Origin of the sequence: Brevundimonas sp., assembly GCF_013912065.1 — a bacterium.
In the GTDB taxonomy this organism is placed as follows: domain Bacteria; phylum Pseudomonadota; class Alphaproteobacteria; order Caulobacterales; family Caulobacteraceae; genus Brevundimonas.
Map to the genome: position 1 here is coordinate 247,569 of NZ_JACESA010000001.1, position 21,291 is coordinate 268,859.

Annotated in this window: 18 protein-coding genes and 1 tRNA gene; 8 read left to right on the forward strand and 11 right to left on the reverse strand. The window is 66.9% G+C overall.

Features of this window, described 5'->3' with window-relative positions:
• Positions 1-10: 10 nt before the first annotated feature.
• Entirely contained in the window at positions 11-769 is a 759-nt protein-coding gene (locus H2037_RS01190; RefSeq protein WP_292116586.1) for a chorismate mutase, read from the reverse strand.
• A gap of 280 nt (positions 770-1,049) precedes the next feature.
• A complete protein-coding gene (locus H2037_RS01195; RefSeq protein ID WP_292116589.1) occupies positions 1,050-1,637 on the reverse strand; it encodes a prephenate dehydratase domain-containing protein in 588 nt (195 codons plus the stop codon).
• A gap of 154 nt (positions 1,638-1,791) precedes the next feature.
• Here H2037_RS01195 and H2037_RS01200 point away from each other — a divergent pair, with 154 nt between their 5' ends.
• On the forward strand, positions 1,792-2,997 hold the full coding sequence (locus H2037_RS01200) for an FAD-dependent oxidoreductase (RefSeq protein ID WP_292116592.1): 1,206 nt from the start codon (positions 1,792-1,794) through the stop codon (positions 2,995-2,997).
• 26 nt (positions 2,998-3,023) lie between these two features.
• Here H2037_RS01200 and H2037_RS01205 read toward each other — a convergent pair whose 3' ends face one another.
• Both H2037_RS01205 and H2037_RS01210 read right to left on the reverse strand, forming a co-directional pair.
• Complete coding sequence (locus H2037_RS01205; RefSeq protein WP_292116595.1) at positions 3,024-4,394, reverse strand: class II 3-deoxy-7-phosphoheptulonate synthase; 1,371 nt, start codon at positions 4,392-4,394, stop codon at positions 3,024-3,026.
• 66 nt (positions 4,395-4,460) lie between these two features.
• Positions 4,461-4,601, reverse strand: coding sequence for a hypothetical protein (locus tag H2037_RS01210; protein ID WP_292116598.1), 141 nt, complete (start codon positions 4,599-4,601; stop codon positions 4,461-4,463).
• Between the two features lie 220 nt (positions 4,602-4,821).
• Here H2037_RS01210 and H2037_RS01215 point away from each other — a divergent pair, with 220 nt between their 5' ends.
• A complete protein-coding gene (locus tag H2037_RS01215; RefSeq protein ID WP_292116600.1) occupies positions 4,822-5,016 on the forward strand; it encodes a hypothetical protein in 195 nt (64 codons plus the stop codon).
• Positions 5,017-5,198: 182 nt separating this feature from the next.
• Positions 5,199-6,416 (forward strand): LL-diaminopimelate aminotransferase, encoded by a 1,218-nt coding sequence (locus tag H2037_RS01220; RefSeq protein ID WP_292116603.1) that lies wholly within the window; start codon positions 5,199-5,201, stop codon positions 6,414-6,416.
• A gap of 9 nt (positions 6,417-6,425) precedes the next feature.
• Here H2037_RS01220 and H2037_RS01225 read toward each other — a convergent pair whose 3' ends face one another.
• The 4 genes from H2037_RS01225 to H2037_RS01240 all read right to left on the reverse strand — a co-directional run bounded on the left by H2037_RS01225 (position 6,426) and on the right by H2037_RS01240 (position 8,939).
• Positions 6,426-6,638: a hypothetical protein gene (locus H2037_RS01225; protein ID WP_292116606.1), complete on the reverse strand. Its 213-nt coding sequence runs from the start codon at positions 6,636-6,638 to the stop codon at positions 6,426-6,428.
• Between the two features lie 55 nt (positions 6,639-6,693).
• Positions 6,694-6,768: transfer RNA gene (locus tag H2037_RS01230), tRNA-Val, on the reverse strand.
• A gap of 56 nt (positions 6,769-6,824) precedes the next feature.
• Positions 6,825-8,114: a dicarboxylate/amino acid:cation symporter gene (locus H2037_RS01235; protein ID WP_292116609.1), complete on the reverse strand. Its 1,290-nt coding sequence runs from the start codon at positions 8,112-8,114 to the stop codon at positions 6,825-6,827.
• 111 nt (positions 8,115-8,225) lie between these two features.
• Positions 8,226-8,939 carry an HAD hydrolase-like protein gene (locus H2037_RS01240; protein WP_292116612.1) on the reverse strand — a complete coding sequence of 238 codons (714 nt, stop codon included), beginning with the start codon at positions 8,937-8,939 and terminating at the stop codon, positions 8,226-8,228.
• 64 nt (positions 8,940-9,003) lie between these two features.
• Here H2037_RS01240 and glmU point away from each other — a divergent pair, with 64 nt between their 5' ends.
• From glmU to gor, 3 genes are all read left to right on the forward strand, one after another.
• Positions 9,004-10,368 carry a bifunctional UDP-N-acetylglucosamine diphosphorylase/glucosamine-1-phosphate N-acetyltransferase GlmU gene (glmU, locus tag H2037_RS01245; RefSeq protein WP_292116615.1) on the forward strand — a complete coding sequence of 455 codons (1,365 nt, stop codon included), beginning with the start codon at positions 9,004-9,006 and terminating at the stop codon, positions 10,366-10,368.
• Positions 10,365-11,048: a ribose-5-phosphate isomerase RpiA gene (rpiA, locus tag H2037_RS01250; RefSeq protein WP_292116617.1), complete on the forward strand. Its 684-nt coding sequence runs from the start codon at positions 10,365-10,367 to the stop codon at positions 11,046-11,048. The genes glmU and rpiA overlap by 4 nt, the downstream gene beginning before the upstream one ends.
• A gap of 158 nt (positions 11,049-11,206) precedes the next feature.
• Positions 11,207-12,589 carry a glutathione-disulfide reductase gene (gor, locus tag H2037_RS01255; RefSeq protein ID WP_292116620.1) on the forward strand — a complete coding sequence of 461 codons (1,383 nt, stop codon included), beginning with the start codon at positions 11,207-11,209 and terminating at the stop codon, positions 12,587-12,589.
• A gap of 8 nt (positions 12,590-12,597) precedes the next feature.
• Here the strand turns inward: gor and H2037_RS01260 are convergent, their stop codons facing one another.
• Positions 12,598-14,160, reverse strand: a complete 1,563-nt coding sequence (locus H2037_RS01260; protein WP_292116623.1) for a carboxylesterase family protein — start codon at positions 14,158-14,160, stop codon at positions 12,598-12,600.
• A gap of 122 nt (positions 14,161-14,282) precedes the next feature.
• On the opposite strand from H2037_RS01260, the gene H2037_RS01265 reads away from it, so the two are divergent.
• Positions 14,283-15,791 (forward strand): HWE histidine kinase domain-containing protein, encoded by a 1,509-nt coding sequence (locus H2037_RS01265; protein ID WP_292116626.1) that lies wholly within the window; start codon positions 14,283-14,285, stop codon positions 15,789-15,791.
• Positions 15,788-16,165 carry a response regulator gene (locus tag H2037_RS01270; protein WP_292116629.1) on the forward strand — a complete coding sequence of 126 codons (378 nt, stop codon included), beginning with the start codon at positions 15,788-15,790 and terminating at the stop codon, positions 16,163-16,165. The genes H2037_RS01265 and H2037_RS01270 overlap by 4 nt, the downstream gene beginning before the upstream one ends.
• Here the strand turns inward: H2037_RS01270 and H2037_RS01275 are convergent.
• A complete protein-coding gene (locus H2037_RS01275) occupies positions 16,162-17,745 on the reverse strand; it encodes an NAD(P)/FAD-dependent oxidoreductase (RefSeq protein WP_292116631.1) in 1,584 nt (527 codons plus the stop codon). The genes H2037_RS01270 and H2037_RS01275 overlap by 4 nt on opposite strands.
• A gap of 39 nt (positions 17,746-17,784) precedes the next feature.
• A complete protein-coding gene (locus tag H2037_RS01280; protein WP_292116634.1) occupies positions 17,785-21,255 on the reverse strand; it encodes a DNA methyltransferase in 3,471 nt (1,156 codons plus the stop codon).
• Positions 21,256-21,291: the final 36 nt, after the last annotated feature.

Below are 21,291 nucleotides of genomic sequence, written 5' to 3' on the forward strand. Positions count from 1 at the left end.
GTCGGCGCGATCAGCCGATCGCGCCGACGCAGCCTTCCGCTTCGCCCGGTGCCAATTCGGCCTCCGTCAGGGCGATGGTCCAGCCATGATGGGTGTTCAGGCCCCAGCGACGCGCCCCGCCGCCGTCGCCGGCGTCTCCGCCCGCGGTGACCACCACCCGGCGACCCTTCGGCAGGGCCGGCGGATCGATCTTGCCCACCGCCAGCGAGGTCGGCGTCTCACCGCCATAGCCGTCGAACACGCTCAGCATCGACCATTCGCGTCGCAGGCCCATCCACCAGGCGTCCTCGGTATTGATGGCCAGAACGGCGATCCCGTGGCCCTCCGCGGCGAAGGCCAGGGCCTTCTGAGGATCGCGGACCATCTTGATGTCGGCGGCCGCCCCGAAACGCAGGCGCGCGCCATCATAGGCGCGGGTGGGTTCGATCGGCGCCCAGACCTGGACCTGAAGCCGGCCCTGGCGCGCCAGGCCCCAGCCGACGATCTCGCGCCACAGATGCTCGACCGCTTCGGCGTTCTCGGGCTGGGCCTTCGACAGCATGCGCGACAGCACGGTCTGTTCGCGGTCCGGGCGCAACTTGGTGTGTGGACCGCTGGGCGCGTCCTTGGCGCGGCCGACGGTGGCGGCGACGGCCAGCCGTTGTTCGAACAGGGCCAGGATCTGGTCGTCGATGGAGTCGATCTCGGCGCGCAGGGCGGCCAGGGCCTGTTGTTCGGGGGTCAAGGCGGCCACGTCAGGCCACACTTGCTGGATGCTGGAATTGGTCATGGAGTTCGGCTTTCGGCATGGGGGGATTTCGATATGCAGGGGCGGACAGCCGCTCTGATCCAGAGCGGTCGCCGGCGAGACAGTCAGGGACGGAGTGCGCCCGACGCCTCAGCCGGCGTATCGAAAGCCGTAGAAGCCATAGCCGAAATAGAGGCCGGACACCGCGCGCGAACGGTCGAGAGAAACAGAAAGAACGCGCTGGCGGAACATGGGTCCGGGTCCGGTTATGCGGATCGTTTGCGATCCGTGCGGCCTTAAAGCACGCAAAGACCGTGCGCCGTCAACCCTCGGCGGCGGCCAAAAGGACAAAACGGGTCCGGTTGTCGCTGGAATCCTGCAAATCGTTGCGCAGGATCGACAGGCCATAGACCTCGGCCGCGCCAACCGGAGCGATGGCGGCTCGGCTGGGATCGCCCGCCTCCGCCACATCGCGCGCGGCGCCCGCCGTGTCGAAATGCTCGATGATCGTAAGATGCATGCTCTTCAGCGTGCCGGCGCACTGGGCCAGGGCGATCGGGTGGCTTTCGACCGTGCGGATATCCGCCATTCGGGCGCCCTCGATCCCCATCAGGGCGTGGCGGATGGGCCGCCAGACATCGGCAAGGACCTTCAGCCCCGAATCGCGCACCAGGGTCGCCGCGGGCTCCACCACGCCGATGCTGGAGTTTTCCACAGGGATCAGAGCCATGTCGCACGCCCCGCTCGTCAGCGCGCCCAAGGCCTCGGCGAAGGTTTCGTACGGCACGGCCTGGTCCCAGGGACGCAGCGCCATGCAGGCTTCATGGCTGAATGCGCCCAACGCACCCTGAAACGCCACGCGGGAGTTGGCGGGCGTATCGTTCGGGCGGAGCATGTCGGTCTCGGTCATCGTCGATCCTGCTGGGCGTAGCCGGGGACTTGAGCCGGACGCCGTGGCCCCTTCGCGGCCATAAGTCATTGCCTTTGCGGCGCCCGCGCCCTCGGGACAAGCTCGGACGATCACTCTATCAAGGCCATGAGGCGCAACCGAGCGGAAATCGACCATGACACACGCCATGCAGACCAGTCGCCGAACCATCCTGGCCGGCCTCGGAGGCCTCGGCGCCAGCAGTCTCGCCGGGTGCGTCACCGGCGCGGCCTCCCCAGTTCTTCCCGCGTCGCCGCGTTTCGTCGTTCCGCCCCTGGCGCCCCTCAGGATGCGAGCGGACCTGATCACCCGCATCACCGTCTGCCTGCGTCCCTTCCGTGCCGCTGGGCCGCGCATCGAGGTGGAGCGGATCGGCGACAAGCGGGTGGTTCACAACTATGGCCACGGCGGCAGCGGCTGGTCCTTGTCCTGGGGTTCTGCCGAGATCGTCCGGGAGATGGCGATGCAGGGCGGCACGGCCGAGGTCGCGGTGATCGGCTGCGGCGCCCTCGGCCTGACCTCCGCCACCCTGTTGCAGCGGGCCGGCGCCAAGGTGATCGTCTATGCCGCCGAACGCCTGCCCCAGACCCGCTCGGCCCGCGCCACCGGCCTGTGGACGCCGGATTCTCGCATCGCCGACGCCGACCGGATTGACGCCGCCTTTCCCGCCCTGTGGGAACGGATGGCCCGCGCGTCCTGGGCCATGCACCAGACCTATGTCGGACAGCCCGCTGAACCCGTGGCCTTCCTGGACCGATATATTATCAGCGACGGCGGACCGAGACCGGCCCCAGCCGCTGCCGCTGCCTCGGCGCCGGCCGCCATCCGCTTCGCTGAATATGGCGACCGCCTGCACGACATCGTCCCCCGCTCTCACGAACTCGCGCCGAGCCAACATCCCTTTGCGGGTCGCTTCGTGCGTCAGGGCGTGGCCATGCAGTTCAACATCGCCGAACTGGGCCACAGGCTGATGGCGGACTTCATCGCGGAGGGCGGCCGGATCGAGACCCGCACCTTCAACACCCCGGCGGACCTGACGACCCTGTCCGAACCGGTGATCGTCAACTGTACGGGATACGGCGCCCGCGCCCTGTTCGGCGACGAAACCATCGTTCCCGTGCGTGGCCAGATGACCTGGCTGCCGCCTCAGCCGGAGGTCCGCTACGGCCTCTATTACAAGGGCATGGGCGTGGTCTCCCGACCGGACGGTGTGGGCGTCCAGAACATCGGCGGCGACATGTTCGGATATGGCGAGACCGACGAGACGCCCGACCGCCTGGAAGCGGAAAAGGCCATCGCCCGCATCGCCGCGCTTTACGAACGGGCCGAAACAGCCGCCTGACGGAAGTCAGGCGGCTGTCGCTCGATTCAGGCGGCCGCGGCCTGGGCCACGCGACCGGCCTTCAGCCGCTCGGCGACCAGGAAGGCCAGTTCCAGCGCCTGGTCGGCGTTCAGGCGCGGATCGCAGTGGGTGTGATAGCGGTTGGACAGGTCGTCCTCGGTAACAGCCTGGGCGCCGCCGATGCATTCGGTGACGTTCTGGCCGGTCATCTCCAAGTGGACGCCGCCGGGGTGGACCCCCTCGGCCTCCGCAACATCAATAAATGTCCGTACCTCGCCGAGGATCCGGTCGAACGGCCGGGTCTTGTAGCCGTTGCCAGCCTTCAGCGTGTTGCCGTGCATCGGGTCGATCGACCAGATGACCTTGCGGCCCGAGGCCTTCACTTCACGCATGAGCTTGGGCAGGCGCTCGCCGACCTTGTCGTGGCCGAAGCGGCCGATCAGGGTCAGCCGGCCCGAGACATTATCCGGGTTCAGGGCGTCGATCAGCGGCAGAAGGTCGTCCGCCGTCATCGTCGGTCCGCATTTCACGCCGATAGGGTTCTTGATCCCCTTCATGAACTCGACGTGGGCGCCGTCCAGCTGACGGGTGCGCTCGCCGATCCACAGCATATGGGCCGAGGTGTCGAACCATTCGCCCGAACCGCCGTCCAGCCGCGTCAAGGCGCTCTCGACGTTCAACAGCAGGGCTTCGTGGCTGGTGAAGACCTCGACCCGGCTCAGGTCCGGATGGGTCTCGGGCGTGACGCCCACGGCCTCCATGAAGGCCAGGGCCTCGGTGATCTTGTCGGCCAGCTCGCGGTACTGGGCCCCGGCGGCGTTGTCGCCCGCGAAGCCCAGGGTCCAGCGGTGGATATTATAGAGGTCGGCATAGCCGCCGCCGGCGAAGGCGCGCAGCAGGTTCAGCGTCGAGGCCGACTGGTTATACGCCCGGATCAGCCGCTGCGGATCGGGCACGCGCTCTTCGGGTGTGAACCCCATCCCGTTGATGATGTCGCCGCGATAGCTGGGCAGTTCGACTCCGCCGATCTCTTCCAGCGGCGACGAGCGCGGCTTGGCGAACTGGCCTGCGATCCGTCCCACCTTCACGACCGGCTTGCGCCCGGCGAAGGTCAAGACGACCGCCATCTGAAGGATCAGGCGGAAGGTGTCGCGGATATTGTCGGTCGAGAACTCCTTAAAGCTCTCGGCGCAGTCGCCGCCCTGGAGCAGGAAGGCGTCGCCCCGCTCCACCATCGACAGGCGGTCGGTCAGGCGCCGGGCCTCGCCCGCGAAAACGAGCGGCGGCAGGGCGCGAAGTTCGTCCTCGACGAGGGCGAGGGCCTTGGGATCCGGATAGTCCGCCGGCATGTGCAGGGCGGTCTTGGTTCTCCAGCTTTCGGGGGTCCAGCGTGTCATGGCGCAAGAATAGGACTTTGCGGCCGCTCAAACAACGAAAACACGAACGGATATTGCCGCAGAGGCTCAGTCCTCGGCGGGCGGCGCCTTTTCGGTCGCGGTGTCGGCCTTGCGCTCCGCCTTGGCGGCCGCCTTTTCCGCCGCCTTGATGGCCGCCGCGCGCTCGCGTTCCTGACGTTCAAAACTGTAGTTGGGCTTGCGGGCCATGGGCGTCCTCGTCTGATAAGGGTTCGAGCCTGAAAGTGGCGATCCCTCGACGGCGACGCAATCGCCAAATCGTTCCGCGCGCGGAACGCTGGCGAAAAACCCCTGGGAGCACGGGTCGGCGTGAATTTTCGGCGACAGGGCTTTCGGGGCACTGGCGACGACTGTCCGCCTCCCCATCTCCTTGAGCGAGGGGGAGGACGCCACGAGCCGGAGGCACGACATGACGCCCTATGATCTGACCCTGGACGAGATGCTGGCCGATCCCATGGTCCGCCAGCTGATGGATCGCGACGGCGTGATGGAAGATCAGATCCGTCGCCTGTCCGACCATGTGCGGCGACGGCCTGGACCGGCGGCCGGCCCTCGCGGGTCCGACCTCATGGCCGCTCGCGAACCGCGATCCTTCGCGCCCTGAGGCTTCCGGCAGCCTGACCTGCCGACCGCACGGTTCATGCGCCATGAGCGGCGGCGGCGGCGGTCGCCCACATGTTTTTGGCGTGAGAAAGCCGGAAAGATACGATCTTTCTGTATCGCGGCGCTTCTATCGGTGGCATCGCTGGCGGCCCCTGTCAGCCTCACTGCCCCGCGAAGTTCGAGATGTCCGAAGAATTCTACCGCATGAAACGCCTGCCTCCGTATGTGATCGCGGAGACCAACGCCATGCGCGCCACCGCCCGCGCCGCCGGCGAGGACGTCATCGACCTGGGCATGGGCAATCCCGACCTTCCGCCGCCGCCGCACGTCATCGACAAGCTGTGCGAAGTGGCGCGCAAGCCCGACGCCCACGGCTATTCGGCGTCCAAGGGCATTCCCGGCCTGCGCCGCGCCCAGGCCAATTATTACGCTCGTCGTTTCGGCGTCGATCTGGACCCCGAGACCGAGGTGATCGTCACCATGGGCTCCAAGGAAGGCCTGGCCAGCCTGGCGACCGCCATCACCGAACCCGGCGACGTGGTCCTGGCGCCCAATCCCTCCTATCCGATCCATACCTTCGGCTTCATCATCGCCGGGGCCGCGATTCGCAGCGTGCCGACGACGCCGGACGAGCGCTATTTCGAGAGCCTCGACCGGGCCATGGCCTATACGGTGCCGCGCCCCAAGGTGCTGGTGATGAACTATCCGTCCAACCCGACGGCGGAAACGGTGGACCTGGCCTTCTATGAACGGGTCGTCGCCTTCGCCAAGGCCAACGACCTGTGGATCATCAGCGACCTCGCCTATTCGGAACTCTATTACGACGGTAAGCCGACGGTCTCGATCCTGCAGGTGCCGGGCGCCAAGGACGTGGCGGTCGAGTTCACCTCGCTGAGCAAGACCTACAGCATGGCCGGCTGGCGGATCGGCTTCGCCGTCGGCAATCCCAAGCTGATCGCGGCCATGGCGCGGGTGAAATCCTACCTCGACTACGGCGCCTATACGCCGATCCAGGCGGCGGCCGTCGCCGCCCTGAACGGACCGCAGGACATCGTCGACCAGAACCGGGCTCTGTATCACCGTCGGCGCGACGTCCTGGTCGACAGTTTCGGCCGCGCCGGCTGGGACATCCCCAAGCCCGCCGCCTCGATGTTCGCCTGGGCGCCCCTGCCCCCGGCCCTGGCCCATCTCGGCAGTCTGGAGTTCTCCAAGCAACTGTTGACCCATGCCAAGGTCGCTGTCGCGGCGGGCGTCGGCTACGGCGAGAACGGCGAAGGCTTCGTCCGCATCGCCCTGGTCGAGAACGAGCAGCGGATCCGTCAGGCGGCCCGCAACATCAAGACCTATCTGAAGTCCATGGGCGTCAATGTACCGCCCGGTCGCGACGTGCCCGACGTCTAAGGCTGCAGCTCAGGGCCGGCCTCGGACTTCCCAATCCAGGGTCCAGCGGTTCGGCCCGGCGCGCTTCAGCTCCGTCACCGAGGCCGGAACCTGGCGATCCAGCCCGTCCAGCAGGGCCACACCCTGGCTGACCGAGGCCACGGTGGCGTTGGTCTGCCAGAAGGGTCCGCCCAGACCTCTCAGCGAGAAGCGGATATGGACCGTGTCATTGACCTGGGGCATCGGCGTTTCCATCGGCGGCTGCGAGCGGCGACGCGGTCCCATGGGGACAGGAAGATGGTGGATGCGACAGGGATTGAACCTGTGACCCCCTCGGTGTGAACGAGGTGCTCTCCCGCTGAGCTACGCATCCTTGCCTTGCGGAGGCGGCGACATAGCCCGCCCGTCCGCGACGCGCAAGCGTCCGTTTCAGATTCCGGCGGCCTGCACGGCGTCCGGCGTCTCCGCCTCCGGATCGCCGGGCAGCCAGGCGACGTGGCCGTCGTAGATGCCCTGGTCGAGGATCCCCTCCTCCCTGGCCACCAGCACCGGGACCAGCATCTGGCCGGTCACGTTTGTCGCGGTCCGCATCATGTCTATGACCCGGTCGATGGCGACGATATAGCCGATGCCTTCCAGCGGCAGACCCGCGGTGGACAGGGTCAGGGTCAACATGACGATCGACGTGCCGGGCACGCCTGCCGTCCCCAGCGAGCCCAGCACCGCCGTCAGGCCGATCAGGATGTACTGGGTCAGGGTCAGGTCGATCTGGAAATACTGGGCGATGAAGATCGAGGCGATGGCCGGATAGATGGCGCCGCACCCGTCCATCTTCACATTGGCGCCCAGGGGCACGGCGAAGGCGGCGTAGGCCTGCGGCACGCCCAGCCGTTCAACCGTCTGGCGCAGGGTGATCGGCAGGGTGCCCAGCGAGGACGAGGTGGCGAAGGCCGTCTGCTGGGCCGCGAAGGCGCCGCGGAAGAAGCTGGTCACCTTGAGGCCGTGCACCTTCAGCAGGCCTGAATAGACGATCAGAATGTGGAACAGGCAGGCGGCGTAGATAGCGCCGATGAATTTCAGCAACGGCAACAGGGCTTCCCAGCCATAGCCGCCGACGACCGAGCCGATCAGGCCGAACACGCCGAACGGCGTCAGCTGGATCACCCAGCGGGTGATGCGGAAGATGACCGAGGCCCCTTCGTCCACCAGTCGCCGCACCCCTTGCGCCCGGTCGCCCAGCGCCACCAGAGCCATGCCGATCAGGGCCGAAAAGAAGATGATCTGCAGCACCTTGCCCTCGGCGAGCGCGGCGAACGGATTGGTCGGGACGACGCCGATCAGCACCTCCAGCGGGGTCGGAATGACCCGTTCCTTGACCTCGCCCAGCGGCAGGTTGGCCAGACCGACGCCCGGGTTGACGATGTGTCCGAAGGCGAAACCGACCAGCACGGCCAGCAGCGACGTGATCGCGAACCAGACGATGGTCCGCACGCCCAGCCGCACGGCCCCTGCCCCCTCGCCCAGCTTGGCGATGGAGCTGGCGATGGTGAACAGCACCAGGGGCGCCACCACCATGCGGATCAGGTTCAGATAGACGTCGCCGATCGGCTGCAGCCAGACCTCGGCCCGCTCGCGCAGGATCAGCCCCGCGATGACCCCCAGCGCCAGACCGGCGAAGGTGCGTTTCCACAGGGGAATCTTGAAAAATCGCGCGACCATTGAGGGACTTTCGACAGGGTGCGCCAATCTGTCCATCGCCGGCGCGATCCGCAACCGCGTCGGCGTTCGATCGCCGTCAGATCTCCTGTCAGCCGCTGTAAGCGCGACTGTTCAGACCTTCAGCGCCTTCATGACGTAGAAGTCGGACAGGATGCCGTCGATGGCTTCCTCGACGTCCTCGAAGGCGTCGATCAGCACGTCTCCACCCAGATCCTCGACCGGCACGGGCGTGTAGCCGAAGGTGGCCAGTATGCAGGGCATGCCCGCATCCCTCGCCGCCCCCGCGTCCGGCGCCGCGTCTCCGACCATGATGGCGCGTCCGGGATCGCCGCCGCCCTTGATCACCGCCTCCGTCAGGTGCGCGCCCGAGGGCTTGCGCGCGCTGACCCGATCCGGCCCGACGATGGCGGCGAAATGACGGGTCAGGTCCAGTTTTTCCAGCAGCAGTTCCGACAGGTCGGACCGCTTGTTGGTCGCCACCACCAGGATGGCCCCCCGCGCCGCCAGACGCTCCAGCGTCTCGACCACCCCGTCGAACGGCCGCGATCCGTCCGCGATATGGGCGGTGTAGTCCACGAGGAACCGCTCGAACAATTCCTCTGACTCGGCCCGTTCGACCGATGCCCCCGCCGCCTCGAACCCGTGCACCAGCAGGGCGCGCGCGCCCGACCCGATCAGGGTCTGGGCCGAACTCATCGGCACGGGCGGCAGGCCTTCCTCGACCAGCAGCCGGTTCAGCGTCCCCACCAGATCCGGTGCGGAATCGACCAGGGTGCCGTCCAGGTCGAAGGCGATGGTCCAGCCTTCCAGGTCGCGATCGGTCATCCATGTCTCCCGCTGGCCCGCATGATGGGCTAGATCGCAGGACGACTAGACCGCGAGACGATTCATGACCAGCCAGACGCGCGCCCGCGCCGCCATCATTCTCGCCGCCGGCCAGGGCACGCGGATGAAATCGCCCCTGCCCAAGGTGCTGCATCCGGTCGGCGGCCGCGCCATGCTGGATCACGCCATCGACGCCGCCGAGGCCCTGGGCTGCCAGCGGATCGTCGTCGTGGTCGGAACCCATTCGCCCGAGGTCCGCGCCCATGTGGTCAGACGCCTGGGCGAAGACGCCGTCGCCATCCAGGACCCGCCGCTGGGCACCGGCCACGCCGTCCGCGCCGCGGAACAGGTCCTGGCCGGCTTCGACGGCGAAGTGATCGTCACCTATGGCGACGTGCCGCTGCTGAAGGCCGCCGATATCGAGCCCGTCTTCAACACTGACGGCGTCACCGTCATCGGTTTCGAGGCCCGCGATCCCGGCGCCTATGGCCGGTTGATCCTCGAGGGCGAGACCCTGGTCGCCATAACCGAGGCCAAGGAGGCCTCTCCCGAGGTCCTGGCCGTCACGGCCTGCAACTCCGGCGTCATGGCCGCCCCGGCCGCCCTGCTCTTCTCCCTGCTGGCGGACGTGACGAACGACAACGCCAAGGGCGAATATTATCTGACCGACGTCGTCGAACTGGCGCGCAAGGCCGGCCATTCGACACGCGCCGTCTTCGCGGCCGAGGACTCGGTCATGGGCGTCAACGCCCAGGCCGAACTGGCCCAGGCCGAGGCCCTGTTCCAGAAGGTCCAGCGCGAGACCTTCATGGCCGCCGGCGTCACCATGGCCGCGCCCGACACCGTCCATTTCGCCTGGGACACCCAGGTCGGCGGCGGAACCGTCATCGAACCCTACGTCGTCTTCGGTCCCGGCGCGGTGATCGAGGGCGGCGCCCGGATCCGCAGTTTCAGCCATGTGGAGGGCGCCCATGTCGCCGGCGGCGCCGAGGTCGGTCCCTACGCCCGGCTTCGCCCCGGCGCGGACCTGGCCAAGGGGGTCAAGATCGGCAATTTCGTCGAGGTAAAGAATGTGAAGATGGCCGAGGGCGCCAAGGCCAATCACCTGGCCTATCTGGGCGACGGCTCGGTGGGCGCGGGCGCCAATCTCGGCGCCGGGACCATCTTCTGCAACTACGACGGCTTCAACAAGGCCCGGACCGAGGTTGGGGCCGGCGCCTTCGTCGGTTCGAACAGCAGTCTGGTGGCGCCGGTCATGATCGGCGAAGGCGCCATCGTCGCCTCGGGCTCGGTGATCACCGAAGACGTGCCGGCCGACGCCCTGGCCTTCGGCCGCGCCCGCCAGACCACCAAGCCGAACGCCGGCGCCGCCTTCCGCGAGAAGGCCAAAACCCAGAAGGAAGCGGCCAAGGCCGCCAAGCTGAAATGAGCGATCTGCAGAAAAAGAACGCCGGCGAAGCCGCCGCCGCCTATGTCGAAGCCGGCATGGTCGTAGGCCTGGGCACTGGTTCGACCGCCGCCTGGTTCGTCAAGGCGCTGGCGGCGCGCGACCTGGCCGGCCTGCGCTGCGTCCCGACCTCGGAAAAGACCGCCGACCTGGCGCGCGAACTGGGCCTGACCCTGTCGACGCTTGAGGATACGCCCCGCATCGACCTGACGGTCGACGGCGCCGACGAGATCGGTCCCGGCCTGGCCCTGATCAAGGGCGGCGGCGCGGCTCTGTTGCGCGAGAAACTGGTGTGGGAGGCGTCCAGCCGCTGCATCGTCATCGCCGACGCGGCCAAGGTGGTGCCTGTCCTAGGGACCTTCCCCCTGCCGATCGAGGTGGTCGCCTTCGGTCACAAGACCACGGCCAACCGCGTCGCCGACGTCTTGATCGACCACGACATCAACCAGCCGGCGCGCGTGCGCCAGGCGGATCGTGGCCTGGTCCGCACCGACGGCGGCAACCTGATCTACGACGCCGCCTGCAAGGCCATTCACGACCCCGTCCGGCTGGCCGACGATCTGAAACTGATCACCGGCGTGGTCGAACACGGCCTGTTCCTGGATCTGGCCGATCTGGCCATCATCGGTCAGGATTCCGGCGTTGAGACCCTGACGCCCTGATCGATCGCAGCGGCCCGCGTGGCCCAAGCGTGGCGGTCTCGCCTTGTACCGGTTGGACCCGGCGCCTAAGTCCCGGCCACGCCTCGGCCTGCCCGGGACGTATTCAGACGATTCAGACTATTCAGACCCTGTTTTTTTAGGTCTGACCGGAGCACCAGATGGCCGACTACGACTACGACCTCTTCGTCATCGGCGCCGGTTCCGGCGGGGTCCGCGCCGCCCGCCTGACGGCCCTGGGCGGCAAGAAGGTCGCTGTGGCCGAGGAATATCGCGTCGGCGGCACCTGCGTCATCCGGGGCTGCGTGCCCAAGAAGTTCATGGTCATGGCCTCCGAGGTCAGCCACGCTCTGGAGATCGCAGAGGGCTATGGCTGGTCCTTCGACAACGCCCGGTTTGACTGGCCGACATTCCTGGAAGCCAAGGACGTCGAGATCGCGCGCCTGTCCGGCATCTACGCCGCCAACCTGGGCAAGGCCGGGGTCGAACTGGTCCACGGTCGCGCCGTGCTGAAGGACGCCCATACGGTCGAGATCGTCGGCAAGAACCAGACCTTCACCGCCGAGAAGATACTGATCGCCACCGGCGGACGCCCGTGGAAGCCGGAAAGCCTGCCGGGCATCGAACACGCCATCACTTCGGAAGAAGCCTTCCACCTGCCCGAATTGCCCAAGCGTATCCTGATCGCGGGCGGCGGCTATATCGCGGTCGAGTTCGCCGGCATCTTCGCGGGGCTGGGCGTCGAGACCACCCTGATCTATCGCGGCCCCAACATCCTGCGCGGCTTCGACGACGACGTGCGCGCCCATTTGGCCGGCGAGATCGAAAAGCGGGGAATCAAGGTCGTTCTGGGCTGCCAGCACGAGAAGATCGAGAAGACCGCCAGCGGCCTGATCAACCACCTCGAGAACGGCATGAAGCTGGAGACCGACGTGGTGATGTTCGCGACCGGCCGCATCCCGCACGTCAAGGGGCTGGGGCTGGAGGCCGCCGGCGTCGAGCTGAACGACGAGGGCGCCATCAAGGTCGACCCGTATTCGAAGACCACGGCCGACAATATCTGGGCCATCGGCGATGTCACTGACCGGATGAATCTCACCCCGGTCGCCATCCGCGAGGCGGTCGCCTTCCACCAGACCGTCTATCGCGACAACCCCCAGCATTTCGACTACGAGGCCGTCGCCACCGCCGTCTTCAGCCAGCCGCCCGTCGGCGTGGTCGGTCTCACGGAATCCGAAGCGCGCCGCTCATGCTCGGCTGGAGTCGATGTCTATCTGACCCGTTTCCGGCCGATGAAATACGCCTTCACCGGGTCCGAGGAACGCGTCCTGATGAAACTGGTCGTCGACGCCGACAGCCAGCGCGTCGTCGGGGTTCACATCGTCGGCCCTGACAGTCCCGAGATGATCCAGCTCGCCGCCATCGCCGTGAAGGCCGGTCTGACCAAGGCCCAGTGGGACGCCACCTGCGCCGTTCACCCGACCATGGCCGAGGAACTGGTCACGCTGAAAGAGAAACAGTCGAGCGCCACCTTGGCCGGCTAGACCTGCGCTCAGTTCGACGTCCGAACGGCCTTGCTGACGATGTGAGGCCGCCCCCGGAACAGTTCGAGCAGGTCCAGCCGGGCCGACTCAGGCACGGGCGCGGCCTCCGGACCGTCGTTTCTGAACCACATCAGGCGCGTGTCCTCCCCCGAAATCCTGGGCCAGGCGGGCCGGCCCACGCCGTTCGGATCTCCCGACCGGGCGAAAGTGGTCCAGTAGCCCATCATCGCCGCCGAAGCCTCCCGGTCCGCGTCTCGCACCGGATAGGGCAGCAGCGGCAGGGTCCCGAACACATACGGACGCTCGATGGCATGGGTCGCTCCGCCGTGCGGCTCGGGATTGTCGGGCGAGGAAATGTCGAACCGGTAGAGATAGGCGTCATGCCCCGCAGCGGCATGGAGCCGCGCCAGCCGCCGCGCCGGTTCCGAGAAGACCGCATCGGTCATGAAGGCCCGATCAAAGTTCGCTTCCCCGCCATAGGCCGCCGTGATCATGGCCCGTTCCAGCCAGGTCATGTCGTCGTCGATCATGCCATAGCCGTTGCGGTCCGTCGGCTTCATCCACCAGAACTCGGCGCTGTTGGTGCCGATGATCAGCGGCGCGGGCGACTGTCGACCGGCGCGGAAGGCGGCTTCGATCGTGGTCGGCACGATCCGGCCGTCGATCAGGGTCAGGTCGCCGTTGGCGAAGACAGGCGCGGGGGTCAGCAACTGTTCGACAGGCGCGGCGCGCAGGTCCGCCGCCGTAACCAGATTATGGCCATGGGCCCAGACCTCGCCCCTCTCGCGCGCCGATGGCAGGTCATAGGCGCCGCGACGGTCCAGCGGGGTCTGAAGCTCCCGCCCCAGCCCCGACTGAACGATCGCCCGTTCGAACAGGCCGCGCGCTGGCGGCGAGATCATCAGCCGGGTCACGATGGCCCCGCCCGCCGATTCGCCGAAGACGGTGACATTGGTCGGGTCGCCGCCGAAGGCCGATATGTTCGTCTTGACCCAGTTCAGCGCGGCGATGACGTCCATCAGCCCATAGTTGCCTGCCGGCTCATCCGCGGGTCGCTCGGCCGCCAGGGCCGGGTGGTCGAAGAAGCCGAGCCGCCCCAGTCGATAGTTCAGCGTCACCACCACCATGCCCTGACGGGCCAGAGGCGCGCCGTCATAGAGGGCGGCCGTACCCGATCCGTTGACCAGTCCGCCGCCGTGGATCCAGACCATGACCGGGGCGGGCGCGCTGACGTCGGTCGGCCGCCAGACATTGAGGTTCAGGCAGTCCTCGCTCATCGGCAGGGGGCCGACGCCGGGATCCCCCTGCGGCGTCGCCTGGATACACAGCGGCCCATAGGTGGAGGCGTCCCTCTGTCCTTCCCAATGCGGGGCCGCGCCCGGCGGCCGCCAGCGCCGTTCCGCCACCGGGGGCGCCGCATAGGGGATGTTCTTGAACGAGGCCACGGCCTCGTCGGCCTGCCCCGCCAGGACGCCCTGTTCGATCTGAAGAACGGGCTGTTCAGCCGGCGGCTGATCTGTCGGTTGAGCCATCATGAGCGAGAGGGTGGCCAAGGCGCCGGCAAAAGTCATGCGCCGTGCTTAGCAAATTCTTCCGACACGCCAATGACGATGCTTTGAACATCGAATTTTGTGTACGGCGCCGAACCCTTTGGCCCGTGCTGCGTTTGGAACCGGGCGGGCTGGGGCGTAGATTGACTGTACTGACTAAAATGGGCGTTTCGGCCGCCGACCTGGCGATCGCTTTCGAGGCTTCGCCGAACCCCTATTTGCTGCTGACCCCCGACCTGCGTATCGCTGACGTGAACCAGGCCTATGTCGATGCGCTCGGCGCACGACGGGCAGACATCCTTGGTCAGCCGCTGTTCACGACCTTTGATTCCGGGCCCGGCGAGAATGCGCCCGAAAATGTACGTCAGGTCCGGGCTTCTCTTGAAAAGGCGCGTGATACGCGCCAGCGCGATCACTTGGCCGTCGTTCGATATGCGGTCCCCCGCCCGCGCGCCGACGGCGGCGAGGAGTTCGAAGAACGGATCTGGAGCGCCACCCATACGCCGCTGCTGAACGCCGAGGGCGAAGTGGTGCTGCTGCTTCAGCACACGACCGACATCACCGACCTGTCACCCGCCGTCCGCGCCGACGAACCTATTTCGGCGTTGGACGCCATCATAGGTGGTTCCGTTCTGCGGCGCGCGCAGTCGGTTCAGGAAGACAATCGGCGTCTCGAAACCGAACGCAATCGCCTGGTCGAGATGTTCATGCAGGCGCCCGGCTTCGTGGCCATATTGACCGGGCGCGACCACTGCTTCCAGATGCACAACCACGCCTATGCCCAGTTGATCGGCCATCGCGACATCGCCGGCAAACCTCTGCGAGAAGCCCTGCCGGAACTCGCGGGCCAAGGTTTTCACGAGTTCCTCGATACGGTCTTCGAGACGGGCGAACCTTATGAGGGGCGAGAGAGCCGGGCGCTGCTCCAGCGCACCCAGGGCGGGCCGTTGGAGACACTCTACCTCAATTTCATCTACCAGCCGATCCGCGACGGAGACGGGACTGTCGTCGGCATCTTCGTCCAGGGCCACGACGTGACCGAGAACGTCCGGGCCACGCAGCGCCAGAAGCTGATGATCGACGAGTTGAACCATCGGGTGAAGAACACCCTGGCCACGGTCCAATCGATCGCCATCCAGACCGCGCGGTCCCACCGCGACCCCGCCACCTTCGCCGAGACCTTTCAGTCTCGGATCCTCGCCCTGTCCCATACTCACGATCTGCTGACGCGAACCCACTGGGAAGGCGCCGACCTCAGGGCCATGCTGGAACACGAGACGGAGGCTTTTGGGCCGTCCCGCATCAGCCTGAACGGACCGGCTATTCCCCTGTCGCCGGCTACGGCCCTCTCGCTGGGCATGATCATCCATGAGTTCGCCACCAACGCCGCCAAGTTCGGCGCCCTGTCGATCCCGGACGGTCGTGTATTGGTAGACTGGGGCCTGGCGGATCAGCGCGATCGCAAGCTCAAGCTGAGCTGGCGTGAAATGGACGGGCCAGAAGTTACGCTACCGGACAGAAGAGGCTTCGGTAGCCGATTGATTGAACGAAACATTCGCCATGATCTGGCGGGAGAGATCGATCTAGTCTACGCCAACGATGGATTGATTGCGGAACTGACGGTTCCACTCGACAGGACACCCGCCCAATGACCCAGCCTCTGAACGGCCGCCGTGTGCTTGTTGTGGAAGACGAGTCGCTCGTCGCCATGCTGCTCGAGACCATCCTCGAGGACATGGAGTGTATTCCCGTCGGTCCCGTCTCCAATATCGACGACGGCGAGGCGATGGCCCGCGACACGGTGGATCTGGACGCCGCCCTGCTGGACGTGAACGTCGCCGGCAGGCAGGTTTTCCCGGTCGCCGAGGCGCTGAGGGCGCGGGGCGTGCCTTTCGTCTTCTCGACCGGCTATGGCGAAGGCGGCCTGCCGGAAGAATGGCGCGGCGCGGCGACCATCCAGAAACCCTTCACCGAGGCCGCTGTCCGCGACGCCCTGATGAAGGCCATGGGCGTCGCCCAGGTCTAGGATTTCAGGTCCCGCAGGACCGTTCTCGCCGCATTGTGACCCGGCGCCCCCGTGACCCCTCCGCCGGGGTGGGCGCCGGACCCGCAGAGGTACAGACCTGATACGGGCATCCGGTAGTCCGCATGGCCCAACACCGGCCGGGCGCTGAACAACTGGTCGAGGCTGAGCCGGCCGTGGAAGATGTCGCCTCCCACCAGGCCGAAACGCCGCTCCAGATCGCGCGGACCCAGCGCCAGCCGCCCCAGTACCGAAGCCTTGAAGCCCGGCGCATGGGCGTCGATCGTCTCGATCATCAGGTCGGCGACCGTGTCGCGATGCTCGTCCGCGAGATCGGGCGATACATGCTGGCAGAACAGGCTGGCGACATGGGCGCCGTCGGGCGCGAGACTATCGTCCAGGGTCGAGGGGATAAGCATCTCGACAATCGGCTTCGACGACCAGCCGCTCAGGCGCGCCTCTGCATGGGCTCGATCCATGTAGGCCAGACTGGGCGCGATGATGATGCCCGCCGTCAGATGATCCCCGGCTTCGGGCAGGGCGGTAAAGCGCGGCAGTTCCGACAGGGCGACATTCATTCGGAATGTGCCCGAACCGGACGCGTATCGTCCCATCCGCTCGGCGAAGTCCGGGGGCACGACAGCCGGATCGACGAGGGTCTCGAACAGTAACCGGGGATGCAGGTTGGACACCACGGCCCGAGCCCGCACGACCTCGCCCGATGCGGTCACGGCCCCGACCGCCCGTCCCTTCTCGGTCAGGATTTCGGCGACCGGCGAATCCAGCCGCATATCGACCTGGTGTTCCGCGCACGCCTTGGCCATGGCCTGGGTGATCGCGCCCATCCCGCCCAGGGCGTGCCCCCAGGCTCCCTTCTTGCCGTTCACTTCGCCGAAGACGTGGTGGAGCAGCACATAGGCCGATCCGGGCGTATAGGGGCTGGCGTAGTTGCCGACGATGCTGTCGAACCCGAACAGGGCCTTGATCGGATCGCTCTCGAACCAGCCGTCCAGCCAGTCGCCCGCCGACTTGGCGAACAGGTCCAGCAGGTCGCGCCGCCCGGTCTGATCCAGCCCCGCCAGACGCCGTCCGACCATGCCGGCTTTCCACATCTGGGGCAGGGCTGTCGCCCAGCCGCCTTCAACCATGTTCGGCGGCGACTGCAGGGTCAGGTCCCGCAACATGGCCGCCACGGTTTCCAGTCGGGCCTCATAGGCGTCCAGCCTGTCGGCGTCGCGTTGCGAGAACTTCGCCACCTCGGCGCGGGTTCGCCCCTCCCCCGCCGCCAGGTATCGGCCGTCTTCGAGCGGCAGGAAGTTCGACATTCTCCGCTCGACCAGCCGCAGGCCGTGCCGAGCCAGATCCATCTCGGCGATGATCCGGGGATTGAGCAGACTGACGGTGTAGCTGGCGGTCGAGTTTCGGAAGCCCGGGTGGAATTCCTCGGTCACGGCCGCCCCGCCGATCACTGAACGCCGCTCCAGCAGCGTCACCTTCAGCCCGGCCCGAGCCAGATAGAAGGCGCACACCAGCCCGTTGTGGCCGCCGCCCACGATGACGACATCAGTCTCGGTTTTCGCCATAGAGCCCTCCAGCTTCAAGGCTTAGCACCGTTCGCGGGATCAGCGAGCGCCCGCACGTCTCGGCGCGAACCAGCCGCCTTCGGACCGCTGTACGGCGCCCGAAACGGCCAGAACCGCCAGCGTATGCTCGATCGTCCGTGTCTTGCGCAGGCCGCCGCCGTCGAAGAACGCCGCCAGAGCGTCCGGCCGCATCGGTACGCCCGAACGACGCAGGCTAGACAGCAGGGCCGAGGCCAGAGGACCGGGCTCAACCGGCAGACGAGGCCTGGTCGTCGGCGCGACCAGAACGGCTTCGGTCTGCACCGGCCCCCGCTCGACCTGCACCCGACCGGCTTGGAAATCGGGCCTGACGAACCGTACGACGCCCTGGGCCTCCTCCCCGACCCTGTCCCGGTTCAGCCGCGCCAGCCGCGCCGCCATCTCCGCGTCCGTCAGGTCCCCGGACCAGCCATAGGCCTGGGCCGTCACGCCATCGATGCGTCTATGCAGATGATCGAGAATGCCGATGCGGCCGATGTCGTGCAGGTGTCTTTCGGCTTCGGAAAGCGGCGTAGGCTCGCCCAGACGCGCCCGCGCATTATAGAGGCCCGTCATCGTCAGGGCCGGATGGTCCGTCATCACCCGCGCCCGGGTGGCGTCCAGTTCCTCTCCCAGCGCCGCCAGCTCCGCCGCCTGATCCGACGTCAGGTCGGGGAAGGGAAACCGGTCGAAACAGACCCCCTTCACATAGACCGCCTCGCGTTGATATTCGCCGATCCGCCCGGCGTTTGCGGCGAACCAGGCCCGGTGCGGCCGCGACGACAGCACGGCCAGAACTGTCGGATCGTCGCTGGCGATCACCACCAGCTTGTTATCGGGCAGAACCGACGCGTCCAGAAAGCGGAACCAGCGGTGCTTGGCCGTCTCGACCGTGACGATATAGCGACCCAGCCCTTCCAGCGCCGTCCTCAACTCGCGCCGAGGCTCGCCGAATATCCACCAGTTGTCGCGATAGGCGGCGCGGTTATTGCGATCCCGCTCCGGCTTCACCGTCTCCAACAGGTGTTGGTAGATCAGCGGGTGCCGGCGACGCACCTCCGCCTCGTCCCAGCCGAACAGGTCGATCGCCTCCACGCCTCGCGCCCGGTCCGCCAGATCACGTCCGTTCCGATAGGGTTTGAGCGGCGACGGCGCCCCCAGGTCGGACCCGCTCAACAAGCTCTGACTCCGTCCCGGCGAGACCATGAAACCCGCGCCCATCAACTGGACGCCGCGATAGGCCAGCCCCGCATTGGCCTTCAGGTCGGCCGCCCGCGTCAGGCCGTTGTCGATCATCAGGTCCGCGCCGATGACGCCCTGTCGCTCGACGAAGCTCAACCGGGGCAGATCCGTGTCCAGGTCCGCCTCCTCCACCACGCCCAACCAGCGCCCCTGTCCGTCGGGCTCCCCGCGTTCGGCCACCGACATGGCGATGCGCACATCGGCCCGGCCGGCGCCCGTGATCCACGGATGATCCGGTATAGCGAACACAAGCCGTATCGGCGGTCGCGCGGCCAGATGATGTTCGATGACGCGGCGTGAAAAGGTCTGGGTCACGGAATTGGTGGTGATAAAACCGAACCGACGCAGGATCGAACCCTCGCGAGTCAGGATCTCGGCCGCCCGATCCCACCAGGCCGTCACCAGATCGGCGGATCGGAAACGTCCGCCGCGCACGACGTCCAGCGCCTCGACATAGCCGTCGCCCAGTTCCGCCCTCAGATCCTTGCCGGCGATGAAGGGCGGATTCCCGACGATGAAATGGACCTCCGGCCAGGGCGTCGGCCGTGGATCGACATAGTGTTCGATCTCGCGGTCGACCGGTTCGTCGAACAACCGGCCGGCGGGCCGCGTCATCACCCGCCCGGCCGCGTCGCGCGCCAGTTCCACCCGCGAACAGCTGACCAGGGCGTCGGTGCGGATGACCCTGCGGAAATCCTTCAGGATCGGCTCGGACGGCTGGGCGTCGCCGAACAGGCGGAAATGCCATTGCAGATAGCCGATCCACATCACCATCTCGGCGATCCAGGCGGCGTAGGCGTTCTTCTCCAGCCCATGGAACTGTTCGGGGCTGACCACATGGCCCTCCAGTCCCAACAGCCCCTGCGCCTCGCCCATTTCGGCGAGGGCGCCCAGCACCTCCCCTTCCAGCTCCTTCATCATCCGCATGGCGACATAGAGGAAATTGCCGGTCCCGCAGGCGGGGTCGAGCACGCGGATGCGGCAGAGCTGGTCGTGGAAATCGCGGACCATGCGTCTCGCGTCGCGGACCTCGCCCTTGACATAGAGGCCGATGGCCTGGGCCTCGACCGCTTCCCATTCGGCGCGCAACGGCTCCATGATCGTCGGTTCGATCAACCGTTCGACATAGGCCCGCGGCGTATAGTGGGCGCCCAGTTCGGCGCGTTCCGCCGGATCGAGCGCCTGTTCCAGCAGGGCGCCGAATATGGCCGGCTCGACCATGGCCCAGTCGCAATTGGCGGCCGCGATCAGGGCTTCCAGCTCCTGTTCGGTCACGGGCATGGGATCGACGGTGCTGAACAGGCCGCCATTGAACTGGCGAATACGCTGCTGGGTCGCCAGGCAATGACCGCCGCGATCCATGGTCCCGAAGAAGACCCGCGCCGCCTCGTGGAATCGGTCGGCCTTGCCGCGATAGCGCTCAAGGAAGCCCAGAAAGCCGCGATTTTCGATCAGGCCGACGCTGTCCGCGAACATGGCGAAGATGCACTGCATGACGAACAGGGCTGTGCGGCTGGCCAGCGCGGCGCGCACGACGCGATCATCCGTCGGCTGCGATTGCCGCTGGCGCATGGATCGTACCAGCCAGGCCAGACGCGCGGCTATATCGGTCGTGACCTCGGCGACCTGGGCGGCGGGGTCCAGGGACATGGGGTCGGTCCAGACCCGTCTCAGCCGCTCGCGCACCTCCGGCGCCCGCAGTTGATCAAGACCGATCCGGTAGTTGGCCCGATCCGGGAAGGGCGCATAGGCCTTGCCCTGCCGCGCGAAATCCGACCACAGCTCGATCGACCGCCCGACATCGACGATGACCAGGAAGGGCGGCCATTCGTCCAGCGCCTTGGCGTAGTTCTCGGCCTGGCGCTTCGCGATCCGCATCAGCCGGTCCACCGCATCGGGCGACGGCGTCCGCCCTTGTCGCGTCGGCTGGGCGAAAAGCGCCAGTTGCACGGCGGGGTCCAACGGGCCGCCGTTGCGTCGTTTCAACGACTGTTTGGCCTCCAGCACGAAACAGCCGCGCTTGGCGCAGTCGATACATCCGGGGTGGCCGGCGCCGTCCTCATGCTGGAACCGGACGGGCCGTTCGAAACAATAGTCGAGGTCGCCCATTCGTTCGTCGTCCGGCGCCGGGGCGTCGATGAGCCGGCACAGCTGGATGATGAAGGTCTGGTACTGCGCCCGTTCGCTGATCGGCACGTCGGCCCAGTGGGCGATAAAGCCATCAACATCCTTTGGTTGCTTCCAGATCATGAAAGCAACCTAAAGTTAGTTCATATCGAAATGCAA

Excerpts from the sequence above, each read along its gene's own strand:
- H2037_RS01190 (WP_292116586.1), bottom strand. The coding sequence starts at position 769 with ATGACCAATTCCAGCATCCAGCAAGTGTGGCCTGACGTGGCCGCCTTG.
- H2037_RS01195 (WP_292116589.1), bottom strand. The coding sequence starts at position 1,637 with ATGACCGAGACCGACATGCTCCGCCCGAACGATACGCCCGCCAACTCC.
- H2037_RS01200 (WP_292116592.1), top strand. The coding sequence starts at position 1,792 with ATGACACACGCCATGCAGACCAGTCGCCGAACCATCCTGGCCGGCCTC.
- H2037_RS01205 (WP_292116595.1), bottom strand. The coding sequence starts at position 4,394 with ATGACACGCTGGACCCCCGAAAGCTGGAGAACCAAGACCGCCCTGCAC.
- H2037_RS01210 (WP_292116598.1), bottom strand. The coding sequence starts at position 4,601 with ATGGCCCGCAAGCCCAACTACAGTTTTGAACGTCAGGAACGCGAGCGC.
- H2037_RS01215 (WP_292116600.1), top strand. The coding sequence starts at position 4,822 with ATGACGCCCTATGATCTGACCCTGGACGAGATGCTGGCCGATCCCATG.
- H2037_RS01220 (WP_292116603.1), top strand. The coding sequence starts at position 5,199 with ATGTCCGAAGAATTCTACCGCATGAAACGCCTGCCTCCGTATGTGATC.
- H2037_RS01225 (WP_292116606.1), bottom strand. The coding sequence starts at position 6,638 with ATGCCCCAGGTCAATGACACGGTCCATATCCGCTTCTCGCTGAGAGGT.
- H2037_RS01235 (WP_292116609.1), bottom strand. The coding sequence starts at position 8,114 with ATGGTCGCGCGATTTTTCAAGATTCCCCTGTGGAAACGCACCTTCGCC.
- H2037_RS01240 (WP_292116612.1), bottom strand. The coding sequence starts at position 8,939 with ATGACCGATCGCGACCTGGAAGGCTGGACCATCGCCTTCGACCTGGAC.
- glmU (WP_292116615.1), top strand. The coding sequence starts at position 9,004 with ATGACCAGCCAGACGCGCGCCCGCGCCGCCATCATTCTCGCCGCCGGC.
- rpiA (WP_292116617.1), top strand. The coding sequence starts at position 10,365 with ATGAGCGATCTGCAGAAAAAGAACGCCGGCGAAGCCGCCGCCGCCTAT.
- gor (WP_292116620.1), top strand. The coding sequence starts at position 11,207 with ATGGCCGACTACGACTACGACCTCTTCGTCATCGGCGCCGGTTCCGGC.
- H2037_RS01260 (WP_292116623.1), bottom strand. The coding sequence starts at position 14,160 with ATGACTTTTGCCGGCGCCTTGGCCACCCTCTCGCTCATGATGGCTCAA.
- H2037_RS01270 (WP_292116629.1), top strand. The coding sequence starts at position 15,788 with ATGACCCAGCCTCTGAACGGCCGCCGTGTGCTTGTTGTGGAAGACGAG.
- H2037_RS01275 (WP_292116631.1), bottom strand. The coding sequence starts at position 17,745 with ATGGCGAAAACCGAGACTGATGTCGTCATCGTGGGCGGCGGCCACAAC.
- H2037_RS01280 (WP_292116634.1), bottom strand. The coding sequence starts at position 21,255 with ATGATCTGGAAGCAACCAAAGGATGTTGATGGCTTTATCGCCCACTGG.